This is a genomic window from Salinimicrobium sediminilitoris, assembly GCF_020866905.1.
Taxonomy (GTDB): Bacteria; Bacteroidota; Bacteroidia; order Flavobacteriales; family Flavobacteriaceae; genus Salinimicrobium; species Salinimicrobium sediminilitoris.
On the sequence record NZ_JAIVCC010000005.1, the window covers coordinates 294,417 to 309,341 of the forward strand.

Sequence of the window (14,925 nt, forward strand, 5' to 3'; positions counted from 1 at the left end):
CTACTAAATATACGACATTCTAATCTTGAAAAGAAGATGTATCGGCCGGGAGTAAGATAGAATGTGAATGGTTAAGAGAGTAATTGATAGAGGCTACAAAACTTAGAACCCCAATGACAAAAATTAGAATATAAAAGATTATTATAATATATAATTTTCTCATTTCAAGAAGGTTATAGAAAACTAAGGGGAACAGTCAAATTTAATACTTTTTTAAGAATTTTGCTCTTTTATGTTAATATTTCATATTAATTAAAGATCATCTTTTAACTAAGAGAAGGTAAAATCCGGAAATTCCTGTAATTTCAGGTAGATGTAAATTATAAGACTTAATTTTATAGCTTAATTTTAGAAATGAGTAAAAAGAATAAAAATAACAAATCAACCAATTCCGAAAGTTTTACACAGAATATCCTTGGTATTATGCGCAAGGAATCGGGAAAGGATTTTAATTATAAACAAATTGCTGCAAAAATGGGAGTGGATGATCCCAGCAGCAGAAACAAGATCATTCGGACTTTATCCCAACTTGCTGCCAAAAAGAAGATTGAAGAGGTTGACAGAGGCAGGTTTCGTCTAAACTCCGGAGTAGATTATTACCACGGAATTTTAGATATGACCGCTAAGGGTAGTGGTTATGTGGTAGTAGAAGAGTTAAATGAAGATGTTTTTATCCCTTCCAATAATATCAACAAAGCCTTTGACGGGGACGAAGTTGAAATTTACGTTTACAAACGGCGTCGCAACAAAAAATCTGAAGGTGAGATCACCAAGATCTTAAACCGAAAGAAAACTCAGTTTGTTGGAGTTTTACAACTTCAGGAGAACTTTGGTTTTGTTGCCATCCAGGATGGAAAAATGTACACCGATATTTTTGTACAGAAGAATAAAATCGGGGAAGCTAAAGATGGCGATAAGGTCATTGTGGAAATGGAAGAATGGCCAGAAAAGGCAGATTCACCTTTTGGCCAAATTATTCAGGTTCTTGGGAAACCCGGAGAACATGATACCGAGATCCATTCCATTTTAGCCCAATACGGGTTGCCGCATGAATTTCCGCAGGAAGTAGAGGATTTTGCCCAGGGAATTGATACCAGCATTCAGGAGGAAGAAATCAAGAACAGGAGAGATATGCGTGATGTATTGACCTTCACGATTGATCCTAAAGATGCCAAGGATTTCGATGATGCTTTAAGTTTTAGGGAACTGGAAAACGGGAATTTCGAAATTGGAATTCACATTGCAGATGTTTCCCATTATGTGAAGCCGGGAACTATTCTTGACGAGGAAGCTTTTAACCGCGCAACTTCGGTTTATCTTGTGGACCGGGTCGTTCCAATGTTACCTGAAATTCTCTCTAACAACGCATGTTCCCTTCGTCCCAACGAAGAGAAATTTACTTTTTCAGCAGTTTTTGAAATGACTTCAAAGGGAATTGTTAAAGATCAATGGTTTGGAAGAACTGTCACCTATTCCGATTCACGTTTTGCTTATGAAGAAGCTCAATACATCATTGAAACTACAGGTGGTGATATTCCTGAAGATATTTCTATTACAGGTGAAAGCTACAGAACAGATGATGCAATTGTCACTGCCATTCTCAAGATGAATGAGATCGCTGAAACAATGCGGAAAAAGAGAATGAAGGAAGGAGCAATTTCCTTTGACAAGGTAGAGGTGAAGTTTGAGCTTGATGAGAAAAATGAACCAATTGGTGTTTTCTTTAAAACCTCGAAGGAAGCCAACAAACTTATTGAAGAATTCATGTTACTGGCTAATAAAAAAGTAGCCGAATTCATTGGAAAACAAAAACCTAAAAAAACATTTGTTTACCGTTGCCACGATGAACCCGATACCGAAAAGCTGAATGCTTTACAGTCTCTTGTGAGCAAATTTGGACATAAGTTGAACCTTAAAGATCAAAAGCAAATCTCTCAATCCCTCAATAGTTTATTGAGTGATGTTCAGGGAAAAAAGGAACAAAATCTTATTGACACCCTTACCATTAGAACAATGAGTAAGGCCTATTACAGCACAGAAAATATTGGTCATTACGGGCTTGCATTTGGTTACTATTCTCATTTTACCTCCCCAATTAGGAGGTATCCCGATGTTATGGTGCACAGGTTACTTCAACACTATCTCGATCAGGGGAAATCTGCTCAGGAGGAAGAATATGAATCTAAATGTCAGCATAGCAGTAACATGGAAGGCCTGGCAACCAGTGCCGAGCGGGATTCCATCAAGTACATGCAAATTAAATTTATGCAGGAGCACAATGATGAACAATTCCTTGGCGTAATTTCTGGTGTTACCGAATGGGGGATCTATGTCGAGATCATTGAAAATAAGTGTGAAGGCATGGTTAGATTGCGTGATATAAGGGAAGATCATTTTGATTTTGACCCCGATCAATACGCGATTATTGGCCGCAAGACCAAGAAGGTCTACCAGTTAGGGGATGAAGTTTATGTCAAAGTTAAAAATGCCGATCTTGTAAAAAGGCATTTGGACTTTAAATTAATTGGAAGCAAAAATGAAGTTGAAAATCAAAATTAGTACAGCTATTTTTTCATGTCTATTGTTCTTTTTTGCCATTTCTGCCACCGCGCAGGATGTAAAGGAGAATCTTGGAAGTTTTTCTGAAGTAAAAACTTTTAATGCTGTTGAAGTTGAAATAATTCCTGCTGAAGAAAACCGGATTGTTATCACAGGGCACAGTAAAAACGATGTTAAGTATGAGATTGTGGGAGACCGCCTTGAAATAAGGCTTTCTCTGGACAATATTTGGTCAAAGAACAATACCCGGATCACCCTTTATACCAGTGATCTCAAAACGATTGATGCTAATGAGGGATCATTAGTTGAGGTTTCAGACGAATTGAGAGGGGAAGAATTGACTTTTAGGGTTCAGGAAGGTGCAGTGATAGAAGGTAAGGTGAAAGGCCGTAAGATCAATTCTAAATCAATTTCTGGCGGAAGAATTACCCTCAAAGGTGAAGCTGAAGAGCAAGAGGTAGAAACCAATACGGGTGGTCAATACCTGGGAAAAAATCTTCGTACGCAAAGAACCGATGTTACTGCCGGTACCGCTGGTAGGGCAGAGATCCATGCAAAAGATTATGTAAAAGCCACTGCCAAACTAGGTGGGACCGTAGAGATCTTTGGAAGACCGGGAGAAGTAGATAAAAAAACCACCCTGGGCGGAAAAATCTTATAAGTAAAGTAAAATCCTATATTTGTGAAACTAAATGAGCTGAATGTTTCAGGATATACTGGCTGCAATACCTTTAGGATTTTTTCTTGCATTTTTACTGGGACCGGTATTCTTCGTGCTCCTGGAAACTGCTGCTATAAAAGGGTTTAGAGCTGCAATTTCCTTCGATCTCGGGGTCATTTTTGCCGACATTATTTTCCTGTTAATTGCTTATTTAAGTACCACAAAACTATTGAACCGGATCAAGGATGATCCGGCTCTTTTTGTTTTTGGAGGAGGCATACTTATGACCTATGGGATCATTCAGTTTGTTCAAAACCGAAAAGTTCTGGAACATGAAGAAGTGCCAGAAATACAAAAATTGAATAAGAGGGACTATCTGGGCCTTGCTGCCAAAGGATTTCTATTAAACTTTATCAACATTGGAGTTTTAGGTTTCTGGTTAGGCCTTATTATCATTTTCGGACCAAAAATGGAAATGGAAACCGACCGTATGACGGTATTTTTTGGTACCATCCTGGGAACTTATTTACTAGTGGACATTTTTAAGATCCTTGCCGCAAAAAAGCTGAATCGTAAATTGACTCCCACCCGAATCTACAATGTCAAAAAGATAATCAGTATTATCCTCGTAATATTTGGAGTCTTTTTAGTCGCCCAGGGCCTTGTTCCCCAGGAATTGAACCAGATCCAGGACCAAATCGATAACATTTCTCCCGAAGCGTCTGCCTATCTTAAGTAATCCATCTAAAAAAGAAGTGTCAAAAAGGGCATTTTTGAAAGGTAATATAAAGGCCAGACATAAATTTCTTTGGAAGATGAGCCTTTTTTAGATTTCGAATTTTCTTTCTGAAACGACATTTCTGAAGGGTATATTTAACCACATTTATAAGAAAATCTCAAGGTCAGGTTGAAGAATCTTGTAATAAATGGCTAAAGCTCTGCATTCACACGAACTGCTGACTCTTCAGTTCTATTTTCATTACCAAAAACAAAAAAGCTCCTTAAAAAAGGAGCTTTTTGGAGGCATCGAGCGGATTCGAACCGCTGTACGAGCTTTTGCAGAGCTCTGCCTAGCCACTCGGCCACGATGCCGTTTTAGTAACGGAAGGCAAATGTAATAAAATTTCTTTTTTTGAAGCCTATGCTTTTTACCTGCTTTGACAAAAAATGCAAAATTACCTGCTTTTGCTTCTTTTTACAGTGACCATTGCCACGTTTCCGCCTATTGGTGGATTAATTTTTGACACATACACGGTTACTTTTTGAACAATCAGCAGTTCCTCGAGAACGCGGTTCAGGATTCTCTCGGCAACTGTTTCCAACAATTTGGACCTAATTGCCATTTCTTCCTTGACAATTTTATTCAAATGCACGTAATCAATAGTATCCTTCAATGCATCGGTCTTTGCAGAAAGTGAAAGATCTCCTTTTACTTTAAGGTCTACTTTGTAATCGCTGCCAATCTGCCCTTCTTCCTCAAGGCATCCGTGATAGGCAAAAACTTTAATATTTCTGAGTTTAATACTTCCCAAAATCTTATTTTTTGCGAAGATATAAACAATTCAGAAGACAATCATGGAGCGGTTGAATTGATGTTTATTTTCTTTAATTTTGCCCTCTCAAAAAGAATTCACAAACTATGGCCGAAGAAAAAAGATCCCTCAATTTTATTGAGCAAATAATCGAAGAAGATCTAAAAAACGATTATAAAAAAGAGGACCTGCAATTCAGGTTTCCACCTGAACCAAACGGATATCTTCATATTGGCCACGCTTCTTCTATTTGTCTGAATTTTGGACTGGGGGAGAAGTATAATGCGCCGGTGAACCTTAGGTTTGACGATACCAATCCCATTAAAGAAGAACAGGAATATGTTGATGCTATTAAGCGGGATGTCGAATGGCTTGGATTTAAATGGGCAAAAGAATGTTATGCTTCAGATTATTTTCAGCAGTTGTATGACTGGGCGGTGATGATGATAAAAAATGGCGATGCTTATGTTGATAGTCAGGCTTCCGAAGTTATTGCTGAACAAAAGGGAACTCCAACTCAGGCCGGTACGAATAGTCCTTACCGAGATCGATCTGTCGAGGACAACCTTGAGCTTTTCAGAAAAATGAAAGATGGGGAGACAAAGGAAGGGGAGCATGTTTTAAGGGCAAAAATTGATATGGCCGCCAAGAACATGTTGATGCGTGACCCTGTAATGTACCGTACGCTGCACCGTAAACACCACCGTACAGGCAATGACTGGATGATCTATCCACTATACGACTGGGCCCATGGGCAAAGTGATTATATAGAATCTGTTTCTCACTCTTTTTGTACGCTCGAATTCCTGCCTCACAGAGAACTTTATAACTGGTTCCTTGAAAAGGTAAGCTCTGCGGAAGATTTTCGCCCAAAACAGCGGGAATTTGCACGCCGTAATCTTAGCCACACTATTGTAAGTAAAAGAAAACTCTTGCATCTGGTGGAAAAAGGAATAGTAAAATCATGGGATGATCCAAGGATGCCTACAATTTCGGGCCTTAGGAGAAGAGGTTTTACACCTGATTCTATCCGGAAGTTCGCCGAGACCATTGGAATCGCGAAGAGAGAAAATATCATTGATGTTTCCCTGTTGGAATTCTGCATTAGGGAAGATCTTAATAAAACTGCGCCAAGGGTAATGGCTGTTCTTGATCCCATAAAACTGGTGATTACTAATTATCCTGAAGACGGGGAGGAATGGCTGGAAGCCGAAAACAATCCTGAAGATGAATCTGCAGGTTCAAGAAAAGTGCCTTTTTCCCGGGAACTATATATTGAGCAGGAGGATTTCAAGGAAGAAGCTAACCGAAAGTTTTTCAGGCTAACCCTCGGAAAAGAAGTAAGACTAAAGAACGCTTATATTATTAAAGGCGAGAAAGTAGTCAGAAATGACGCAGGAGACATTGTAGAGATCCACTGTACTTATGATCCTAAGAGCCAAAGTGGCAGCGGTACCGAAGAATCTATGCGTAAGGTAAAGGGAACCCTGCACTGGGTTTCGGCCAAACATGCAATAGAGGCGGAGGTAAGGCTTTACGACAGGTTGTTTAGTGTAGAGTCACCCGATGCCGACAAGGAGAAGGATTTTCTTGACTTTTTAAATCCTGAATCCCTCAAGGTTATCACTGCATATCTTGAACCGAGCCTCCAAGATGGGGAGCCTTTGGATAAATTTCAGTTTCAAAGATTAGGATATTTTAACGTTGATAAGGAGAGTACTAAAGATCATTTAGTCTTTAATCGCACTGTGACACTGAGAGATTCTTGGGGAGGCAAGAATTAAAGCTATGTAAGCCGAGTTTTCAATTAAGAATAATTTAGCATTGCATTTTAGATATTAACCGGTTATTAACAGCGCCGCAGGACTCATTGAAGTATATTTGGTTGTAGTATTAATCTTAATAACAACGAATATCATGGCAAAATCAGGAAGTACTTTTTTAGCATTGCTAACCGGGGCAGCAATTGGAGCCGGCCTTGGAATGTTATATGCCCCTGAAAGTGGAGAGGAAACCAGGAGAAAACTGGGAGAGAATGCGAAAAAAACTCAGGACGATCTAAATAAACGATACCGCGAAACTTCATCAAATCTCAGTCAAAAGGCTAAGAAAGCTAAATCCGATTTTGAGCAAAGACTGGAAGAAACTTTATCTTCAGCAAGTTTCAAAGCAGATGAGATACTTAGCAGCCTTGAATTAAAATTGGAGGAGCTTAAAAAGCAGAATTCCAAGTTTCAGAAGGATCGCAAAAGCGAATCAGATGATAAGGCAAACGTTGATGAAAGCGTAGCATCCAAAGGAAATAAGAACACAGGTAGTGCTGCAGTCTAAGCGTTTATGGCGTTCGAAAGAATATCTGACAACCTACAGCAGTTAAACGAGAACATTAAAGACTTTGCGCAAAGCAGCGCAGAGTACTATAAACTTGATCTCTTTAGCAAGAGCATGAAAGGAACTACCGCTGCCATTAAAGGGGCGGCAATAGCTTTTTTCATGCTTTTTGCTTTGTTGTTCCTTTCCATAGCTATTGCAGTAGCTCTTAGCAACTGGATCGATTCCCCAAGTTCAGGATTTTTCATAGTAGCTGGATTTTATCTTTTATTAGGTCTTTTCTTCGTCTTCTTTGGCAGTAAAGTACTTATGAAAGCAATCCTACCGGGAGCGTCAAAAAAGTTCTTCCAGGAGCCCGAAAAGAAGCCGAAGGTTGAACATCCCGAATTCACAGAACAGGTGGATTATGAGACAGACGAGATCATTATAAAGAACAACGATAATGAGAGAGTATAAGAATTTCAAAGAAATAGACCGTGATCTTAAACTTCTCAAACTTCAAAAGGAGATAGATAAGGAAAGAGTACTCTTAAGTTATAACCAAACAAAAGAAAGTCTTTCTCCCAAGCGCATTATTAAAAGTGCTGCCGGGAGTATATTTAAAAACGCACTGGTCCTCAAAGGTGCGACCTCTGTACTTGGATTTATAGGAGAAAAGTTCGGTAAATAACTACTTTAGATAATTATTACTGCTGGTTTTCATTATCTCCTTCTTCCTCTTCTCGGGGAAGTTGTGGTGGTAGTTGTTCCCTTTTCTTACGTTCCTCTTTTTCTTTCCGTTTTTTCTCCCTTGCTGCATTTTCCTTTTTCATGGCTTCTCCAATTTGATTGGAGGCAGTAAAGGATGCGATCATGTTATTAAGCATATCGCTTCCTGTTTGAGGGGAATTAGGTAAAAGGATCAGGTTACTCTGTGTTTCTTCACCAAGAGACTGGAGCGTATCATAATGCTGGGTAACTACGATAAGGGCAGAAGCCTCCTGGGAATTAATTCCAACATTATTTAAAACATCAACACTTTCTTCAAGGCCCCGGGCGATCTCACGACGCTGGTCGGCAATTCCCTGACCCTGTAACCGTTTACTTTCGGCTTCGGCACGGGCCTTGGCTACGATTTTGATCCTTTCGGCTTCAGCTTCATATTCTGCTGCTACTTTTTCCCTTTCTGAAGCATTAATACGGTTCATCGCGGCCTTTACCTGTACATCGGGATCAATATCGGTCACAAGGGTTTTTATAATGTCATAGCCATATTCTTCCATGGCTTCATTTAACTCGCGCTTTACTGCAATTGCAATATCATCTTTACGTTCAAATACATCGTCCAGCTTCATTTTTGGAACTTCTGCGCGTACTACATCAAATACATACGATGTTATCTGATCGTGAGAATTCTCCAGTTTATAGAAGGCGTCGTAGATCCTTGTACTAATTACCTGGAACTGTACAGAGATCTTCAGCTTCACAAAAACATCATCTTTGGTCTTGGTTTCAACCAGTACATCTAATTGCTGTACCTTAAGATTGATCCTGCCGGATATCTGATCGAAAACCGGAACTTTAAAATGCAAACCACTGTTACTTATTCGCTGGAATTTTCCGAAGCGCTCAATTACCGCTGCGGTTTGTTGTTTTACGGTAAATATTCCTGAAAAAAGCACAATGAATGCGAAGACTACGAAGATTGCTGTTAAGATTGTGGAGATCATGGTTGTAAGATAATTTTAATGAAAGATATAAAATATTCAACTACATTAGCCCATCATTTTTAAAACGCAGTTATGGATCCTAAGAAAGTACTTCTTTTTGCAGGAATTTTGATGTTTTCTTTCAGTTCCCAGGCACAACGTAAATTATGGGATGGAGAGTATAATAGATTGGGTTTACAGGGAGGTGTAAATCACTTCAATATTATAACAGATGATCTCCAGGTGACCCCAAAAGTGAGCTGGACGGCTGGTTTTACCACGCGTGCTTCTTTCTATAATGATTTCCAATTCGTTTACGGTATCAATTTCTACGACCTAAAAGTGGATGTTGACGGACGTAAAAAACTGGAGGAAACATCTGCAAATTCTCTTATTGAATATAGTATGATTGGCGTGCAGGGAAATTTCTTTGCCAGTTATAAAATAATTGATCATTACCTTAGTGTGGAAGCCGGACCGGTGGTTCAGGTTAATGGAAAACTCGAAGCAAGACAGGATAAGGAGCTCTACTACGTTGGAAATTACGACATCAATGCAACCGATCTTGAAAAAGTTTCTGCTTTCAATTTAAATCTTGCTGTAGGTATTAGCGGGGGAGGGGAAGCCGTCAAAATATGGGCGCAGTACCAGTATGGTGTCAACAACTTTTTCAAGGGACTTCATGATGAAGGCCTGCAGGAAAAGGATGCCTCTGTGCCATCCTTTAAAGGTAATATAAGTATGATCGCCGGTGGTGTCACTTTTTATTTGTAGAAATAACCAACAATAAAAAAAGCCATTTTTGAAACCTTTCAAAAATGGCTTTTTTTATTGAATTTTTTCAGGCTATAATTTTTCCTGAGCTCTTTTTAGCCTGTTAATAGTTTCATCTTTTCCAATTGCAGCGGCGATCTCGAAAACATCTGGCCCCTGCATGGCACCTACCAGCGAAAGCCTGAATGGTTGCATGACCTTCCCAAAGCCTATTCCTTCGGAAGTTATCCAGGATTTTACTTTTTCCTGAACGTTTTCTGCAGTGAAATCTTCGGTCTCCTTCAGGAGTTGGATCACAGCATCCATTAGTTCTGAAGTATCTTCTTTCCAGGCCTTTTTCGCAGCCTTTTCATCGTAGTTTTCGGGTGCGGTGAAGAAGTAGCTCCCCATGTCCCAGAAATCGCTTAAAAACGTTGCTCTTTCTTTTAAAAGAGCAACTACTTTAACGGCGTATTCCTGGGAAGTAGAAATTTCTTTTTCTTCCAGGAGACGAACAAGATCTTTAGCCAGTTCTTCGTCATTGGCTTCCTGCATATAATGATGCTGGAACCACTTTGTCTTATCTGGATCAAACTTGGATCCACCTTTGGAAACATGCTCCAGGGTAAAAGCCTGGGTAAGTTCTTCCAGGGTGTATATTTCCTTTTCTGTCCCACCGCCGGCATTCCAGCCTAGGAGGGCAAGCATATTAACTACTGCTTCGGGGAAATATCCTTCCTCGCGGTATCCCGATGAAGAATCCCCTGATTTTGGGTCTTTCCATTCCAAAGGAAAAACCGGAAAGCCCATTTTGTCTCCATCCCGCTTGCTCAATTTACCTTTGCCCTGTGGTTTAAGGATAAGGGGCAGGTGGGCGAATTTTGGAGCGGTCCAGTCAAATGCTCTGTATAAAAGAACGTGCAGGGCGAGAGAGGGCAACCATTCTTCCCCTCGTATAACGTGCGTGATCTTCATCAAGTGATCATCCACGATGTTTGCCAGGTGATAAGTAGGCATACCGTCGCTTTTAAAAAGCACCTTATCATCCAGGATCTTGGTTTCAATAGTCATATCCCCCCTAATTTCATCTTTTAGAGACAAACTTTCATCTTCGGGAGTTTTAAAACGCACAACATAAGTCTCGCCTGCTTCTATTTTCTGCTTTACTTCAGCTTCCGGTAAAGAAAGAGAATTTTTCAGTTTTTGGCGGTTGTGCCAGTTATAGATAAAGGTTTTTCCTTCGGCCTCGTGGTTTGCACGATGCTGGTCAAGTTCTTCGGAGGTATCAAAGGCATAATAAGCATTCCCGGAGGCTATCAGCTTTTCAACATATTCCCGGTAAAGACCTTTACGCTCACTCTGGCGGTAAGGACCTGCATCTTTTTCTTTACCCGGGCCTTCATCAAAGGGAATGTTGCACCAGTTTAAAGATTCGATAATGTATTCTTCGGCACCTTCAACATAGCGGGCCTGGTCTGTATCTTCAATACGCAGAATAAAATCTCCGCCGTGTTTTTTAGCAAACAGGTAGTTAAAAAGAGCAGTTCTTACTCCTCCTATATGTAATGGCCCGGTGGGGCTTGGTGCAAAACGCACCCTTACTTTTTCTGTAGACATAAGCTGGTTATTTTGGGCAAAGATAAAGGATTCTTTAGGTTCTCGAAATGGTGCTGAAAATGTGGAGGTTGAAATGGAATCTCAAATAAAATTGTAATTTTAGGAGATTAAAAAAGGGGGAGGGAAAAATGGATAATTTCGAGATCTTACGAAAAAAGCTGGAGGCGTTCATAAGGAAGTTTTATCTCAACGAACTTCTTAAGGGTTTCATATTTTTTGTTGCCATTGGGCTGCTGTATTTTATTCTTACCCTTTTTGTGGAGCATTTGCTTTGGCTAAACTCTACCGGCCGCAGTATTCTTTTTTGGAGTTTTGTAGCCGTGGAGGTCTTACTCTTCGGAAGGTTCATTGTTTATCCATTGCTGAAGTTGTTTCGCATCTCCCGCGGAATTGACTACACCGAAGCTTCCCGTATTATAGGTCGTCATTTTCCTGAAGTCAATGATAAACTCCTGAATGTACTGCAACTTGATAAGAACGACCGAAAGACAGATTTGCTGCTCGCTTCCATCGAACAAAAGGCCAATGAACTTCGTCCTGTTCCCTTTACAATGGCCGTGGACTTGCGAAAGAATGTTCCTTACCTAAAATATGCTGCAATTCCTGTAATTATTATTCTCCTCATTGCCATCTCAGGAAGGACGGAAGTTTTTTCCGGTAGTTATGAGCGGGTAGTTAATTACAAAACTGCTTATGAACCACCCGCGCCTTTCTCTTTTCAGCTTCGTGATGAGAATTTACAGATAAGAGAAAATGAGCCGCTCACAATTCAGGTCAATACGAGCGGAAAGATTGTGCCGGAGGATGCCTCGATACATTATAACGGCCAGAGTTATTTTATGAAGCGGGTTTCCCCCGGAACCTTTGAATACACTTTTGAACCGGCGGACAAATCATTTGATTTCAGTCTTTCTGCTAACAAAGTACGGTCGGGCAATTATGAGGTGGAAGTTGTAGAGGTGCCAAAAATGCGGAATTTACGGATGATTCTTGATTACCCTGTGCACACCGGGTTAGGGGAGGAGATAATCGAAGGTACTGGGAGTGCTACCGTGCCGGAAGGAACGCAAATCAATTGGGAACTGGAAACCTCTTCCACCAAATCGGTAGAAATGAAGTTGCCAGATACTCTTCAAAAATTTGAAAAACAAGGGGATCTTTTTAGGTTTCAGAAAAGGATTAATTCAACCGTTGATTACGGGATAAGCACTTCAAATGACAAGGTAAAGAACTTTGAAAACCTTAATTATCAGATAAAGTCCGTTAAAGATGAACATCCCGAACTTGTCCTGGAACATCAAATCGATTCCCTGGATGCCGATGCGCAGTATTTCTTCGGAAAAGTATCTGATGACTACGGAATTTCGGCGGTTAACCTGGTGGTTCAGGCAGTGGAATCTCCTGAAAATGAAAGAGTAGTGGGCCTTCCCTTCGGAAAGAGCAATATTGGGGAGTTCGTTAGTACTTTTCCTGACACCCTTTCCCTTGAAAGGGGTAAAAACTATCAGTTTTATTTTGAAGTTATTGATAATGATAGGATTAACGGGTATAAGAGAGTGAAAAGCAAACTTTTCACGTACCGGGAGAAGACAGTTTCCGAAGAAAAGCAACAAAGACTTCAGGAGCAACAACAGGCTATAGAAGGAATGGATGGCTCCCTGGAAAGGATGAAACTTTCAGAAAAGGAATTGGAGGAATTGTCAAGACTTCAGAAGGAAAAAAAGGAACTGAATTATAATGATCGCAAGAGGCTTGAAAATTTTCTTGAACGCCAAAAACAGCAAAACAAGCTGATGGAAAATTTTACCGAAAAACTAAAACGAAATCTTCAGGAGGAAGCTTCCCCTCAAAATACAGACCTGAAAAAAGATCTTGAAGAGCGACTTTCTAATCGCGAAAAAGAACTGGAAGAAAACGAAAAGCTTCTTGAGGAACTCGAAAAATATTCTGAAAAGATCCAGGAAGAAGGACTACAGGAAAAGTTGGAACAGCTTTCCAAAAACTCCCGAAACCAGGAAAGGAGTCTCGAACAACTTCTTGAACTCACCAAAAAATATTACGTGCAGGAGAAGACTGCCAGAGTAGCCGAAAATCTTGAGGAACTGGGAGAGAAGCAGCAAGATCTTGCAGAAAAGGAAAAAGAGAATTCTAAGGCTGCCCAGGATTCTCTTTCCAAAGAAACTGAAGAAGCCTTTGAAGAACTAGAGGAGCTTCAAAAGGAAAATCAAGGACTTAAGAAGCCTCTGGAAATTCCGGATAGTAAGGAAGAACAGGAGGATGTAAAAGAACGGCAGGAAAAAGCCGGGGAGGAGCTTCAAAAAGAAAATAAAGAGGGCGCCAAAAAAGAACAGAAGAAAGCAGGTGAGAAGCTTAGGGAGATGGGTCAAAAGATGAAGCAACAGATGCAGCAGGGAGGTATGCAACAAATGCAGGAAGATGTAACTATGCTAAGGCAAATTCTCGATAACCTGGTTACTTTCTCTTTTGGGCAGGAAGATCTAATGGAGGACTTTAAAAAGGCCGGAAGGGATAATGCTTCTTTGCCGGAAAAACTTAGAAGACAGGATCTTTTAAGGGAGCATTTTCGACACATTGATGACAGTCTTTATGCCCTTGCTTTACGTAATGGAATGATTAGCGAACCTATTACAAAAAAGCTCATCGATGTGGATTACAGCCTTGATCAAACCCTGGATCGTCTTTCCCAAACCGATATCAGGATGGGAGTAAGTAGTCAGCAATATGTAGTAACAGGAGCTAACGATCTGGCCTATTTATTGAGTGATATCCTGGGCAATATGGAAGAAATGCTCAAATCTTCGTCTTCACAAGGGGAGGGGCAGGGCCAGCAGCTTCAGGATATCATTCAGAAGCAAGGGGAATTGAATGAGGAGATGCAGGAACAAATGAAAAAGGGCCAACAGAAACAGCAGGGCGGAGAATCGGGGGAAGAAGAAAGCGGTGAATTGTTCAGGATCTTTCAGGAGCAGCAAATGTTGAGACGGGCACTTGAGGAAAAGCTTAAGGAAGAAGGACAGAAAGGTGCGGTGAAAGGTATTCAAAAAGAAATGGAACAAATCGAGAAACAACTTTTAGAGAAAGGATTTGATCCCGGGGTACTTCAAAGAATGCAAAAATTGAAACACAGATTGCTGGAGTTGGAAGAGGCAAAATTAAAGCAGGGAAATAAACCCGAAAGAGAATCAACGACGGGTAAGGACGAGTTCTCTAATGAGACCGGCGCGGCAAGAGAACGAGCTAAAGAATATTTCAACACCAATGAAATTTTAAATAGACAAAGCTTACCTTTGCGCCCCATTTATAAGCTTAAAGTAAAAGAGTATTTTGAACGAAGAGATAATTAATTTTTATTCCGAAAATGACTTTGAACTGGAGAGGGTTTCTTCTTATGAAAGTTGGGTGAAAAATGTAATTTCAACGGAAGGTAAAAAGACCGGGGAAATTAGTTTTGTTTTTTGCGATGATGAATACCTGCTGGAGATAAACCAAAAGTATCTCGATCATGACACGTATACAGATATTATTAGTTTTGATGCTTCAGTTGGAAACATCTTAAATGGAGATATCTTTATAAGCACTGAAAGAGTTTCAGAAAATGCCGACTCCTATGAAGTAAAATTTTCAGAAGAGCTTAAGCGGGTGATCATCCACGGCGTACTTCATTTGTGCGGGTATAAGGATAAAACTCCCGAAGAAGAAAAGATAATGAGGGAGAAGGAAGAGGAAAAAATGAAAATGTTCCACGTGGAACAATAGAAAGAAT

At 40.1% G+C, this 14,925-nt stretch carries 13 protein-coding genes and 1 tRNA gene; 10 read left to right on the forward strand and 4 right to left on the reverse strand.

Annotation, left to right across the window (positions count from 1 at the left end):
• The first annotated feature begins 354 nt into the window (after positions 1–354).
• Genes rnr through LA313_RS06420 form a run of 3 tightly spaced genes read left to right on the forward strand, consistent with a single transcriptional unit; the run spans position 355 to position 3,959 of the window.
• Complete coding sequence (rnr, locus tag LA313_RS06410; RefSeq protein ID WP_228913851.1) at positions 355–2,559, forward strand: ribonuclease R; 2,205 nt, start codon at positions 355–357, stop codon at positions 2,557–2,559.
• Positions 2,537–3,220 (forward strand): head GIN domain-containing protein, encoded by a 684-nt coding sequence (locus LA313_RS06415; protein ID WP_228913852.1) that lies wholly within the window; start codon positions 2,537–2,539, stop codon positions 3,218–3,220. The genes rnr and LA313_RS06415 overlap by 23 nt, the downstream gene beginning before the upstream one ends.
• Positions 3,221–3,260: 40 nt before the next feature.
• Positions 3,261–3,959, forward strand: a complete 699-nt coding sequence (locus LA313_RS06420) for a LysE family translocator (protein WP_228913853.1) — start codon at positions 3,261–3,263, stop codon at positions 3,957–3,959.
• 279 nt (positions 3,960–4,238) lie between these two features.
• On the opposite strand, the gene LA313_RS06425 is transcribed toward LA313_RS06420, so the two are convergent.
• Both LA313_RS06425 and folB read right to left on the reverse strand, forming a co-directional pair.
• Positions 4,239–4,312, reverse strand: a tRNA-Cys gene (locus LA313_RS06425).
• Positions 4,313–4,395: 83 nt separating this feature from the next.
• Positions 4,396–4,752, reverse strand: a complete 357-nt coding sequence (gene folB / locus LA313_RS06430; protein WP_228913854.1) for a dihydroneopterin aldolase — start codon at positions 4,750–4,752, stop codon at positions 4,396–4,398.
• A 107-nt stretch (positions 4,753–4,859) separates the two neighbouring features.
• On the opposite strand from folB, the gene LA313_RS06435 reads away from it, so the two are divergent.
• The 4 genes from LA313_RS06435 (at position 4,860) to LA313_RS06450 (ending at position 7,753) form a co-directional block, all read left to right on the forward strand.
• Complete coding sequence (locus tag LA313_RS06435) at positions 4,860–6,536, forward strand: glutamine--tRNA ligase/YqeY domain fusion protein (RefSeq protein ID WP_228913855.1); 1,677 nt, start codon at positions 4,860–4,862, stop codon at positions 6,534–6,536.
• A 133-nt stretch (positions 6,537–6,669) separates the two neighbouring features.
• A complete protein-coding gene (locus LA313_RS06440) occupies positions 6,670–7,083 on the forward strand; it encodes a YtxH domain-containing protein (RefSeq protein ID WP_228913856.1) in 414 nt (137 codons plus the stop codon).
• A gap of 6 nt (positions 7,084–7,089) precedes the next feature.
• The gene (locus LA313_RS06445) at positions 7,090–7,539 is read left to right on the forward strand and encodes a phage holin family protein (protein WP_228913857.1); all 450 of its coding nucleotides are present in this window, start codon (positions 7,090–7,092) and stop codon (positions 7,537–7,539) included.
• Positions 7,526–7,753 carry a DUF6327 family protein gene (locus LA313_RS06450; RefSeq protein WP_228913858.1) on the forward strand — a complete coding sequence of 76 codons (228 nt, stop codon included), beginning with the start codon at positions 7,526–7,528 and terminating at the stop codon, positions 7,751–7,753. The genes LA313_RS06445 and LA313_RS06450 overlap by 14 nt, the downstream gene beginning before the upstream one ends.
• A 16-nt stretch (positions 7,754–7,769) precedes the next feature.
• On the opposite strand, the gene LA313_RS06455 is transcribed toward LA313_RS06450, so the two are convergent.
• Positions 7,770–8,792, reverse strand: a complete 1,023-nt coding sequence (locus tag LA313_RS06455) for an SPFH domain-containing protein (RefSeq protein ID WP_228913859.1) — start codon at positions 8,790–8,792, stop codon at positions 7,770–7,772.
• 72 nt (positions 8,793–8,864) lie between these two features.
• Here LA313_RS06455 and LA313_RS06460 point away from each other — a divergent pair, with 72 nt between their 5' ends.
• On the forward strand, positions 8,865–9,545 hold the full coding sequence (locus LA313_RS06460) for an outer membrane beta-barrel protein (RefSeq protein WP_228913860.1): 681 nt from the start codon (positions 8,865–8,867) through the stop codon (positions 9,543–9,545).
• A 72-nt stretch (positions 9,546–9,617) separates the two neighbouring features.
• Here LA313_RS06460 and gltX read toward each other — a convergent pair whose 3' ends face one another.
• Positions 9,618–11,141 (reverse strand): glutamate--tRNA ligase, encoded by a 1,524-nt coding sequence (gene gltX, locus LA313_RS06465; RefSeq protein ID WP_228913861.1) that lies wholly within the window; start codon positions 11,139–11,141, stop codon positions 9,618–9,620.
• Between the two features lie 128 nt (positions 11,142–11,269).
• On the opposite strand from gltX, the gene LA313_RS06470 reads away from it, so the two are divergent.
• Positions 11,270–14,506: a coiled-coil domain-containing protein gene (locus LA313_RS06470; RefSeq protein WP_228913862.1), complete on the forward strand. Its 3,237-nt coding sequence runs from the start codon at positions 11,270–11,272 to the stop codon at positions 14,504–14,506.
• Positions 14,487–14,918, forward strand: coding sequence for an rRNA maturation RNase YbeY (ybeY, locus tag LA313_RS06475; protein WP_228913863.1), 432 nt, complete (start codon positions 14,487–14,489; stop codon positions 14,916–14,918). The genes LA313_RS06470 and ybeY overlap by 20 nt, the downstream gene beginning before the upstream one ends.
• Positions 14,919–14,925 lie beyond the last annotated feature (7 nt).

Excerpts from the sequence above, each read along its gene's own strand:
- LA313_RS06440 (WP_228913856.1), top strand. The coding sequence starts at position 6,670 with ATGGCAAAATCAGGAAGTACTTTTTTAGCATTGCTAACCGGGGCAGCA.
- LA313_RS06445 (WP_228913857.1), top strand. The coding sequence starts at position 7,090 with ATGGCGTTCGAAAGAATATCTGACAACCTACAGCAGTTAAACGAGAAC.
- gltX (WP_228913861.1), bottom strand. The coding sequence starts at position 11,141 with ATGTCTACAGAAAAAGTAAGGGTGCGTTTTGCACCAAGCCCCACCGGG.
- rnr (WP_228913851.1), top strand. The coding sequence starts at position 355 with ATGAGTAAAAAGAATAAAAATAACAAATCAACCAATTCCGAAAGTTTT.
- LA313_RS06415 (WP_228913852.1), top strand. The coding sequence starts at position 2,537 with ATGAAGTTGAAAATCAAAATTAGTACAGCTATTTTTTCATGTCTATTG.
- LA313_RS06435 (WP_228913855.1), top strand. The coding sequence starts at position 4,860 with ATGGCCGAAGAAAAAAGATCCCTCAATTTTATTGAGCAAATAATCGAA.
- LA313_RS06460 (WP_228913860.1), top strand. The coding sequence starts at position 8,865 with ATGGATCCTAAGAAAGTACTTCTTTTTGCAGGAATTTTGATGTTTTCT.
- LA313_RS06470 (WP_228913862.1), top strand. The coding sequence starts at position 11,270 with ATGGATAATTTCGAGATCTTACGAAAAAAGCTGGAGGCGTTCATAAGG.
- LA313_RS06450 (WP_228913858.1), top strand. The coding sequence starts at position 7,526 with ATGAGAGAGTATAAGAATTTCAAAGAAATAGACCGTGATCTTAAACTT.
- LA313_RS06420 (WP_228913853.1), top strand. The coding sequence starts at position 3,261 with ATGTTTCAGGATATACTGGCTGCAATACCTTTAGGATTTTTTCTTGCA.
- LA313_RS06455 (WP_228913859.1), bottom strand. The coding sequence starts at position 8,792 with ATGATCTCCACAATCTTAACAGCAATCTTCGTAGTCTTCGCATTCATT.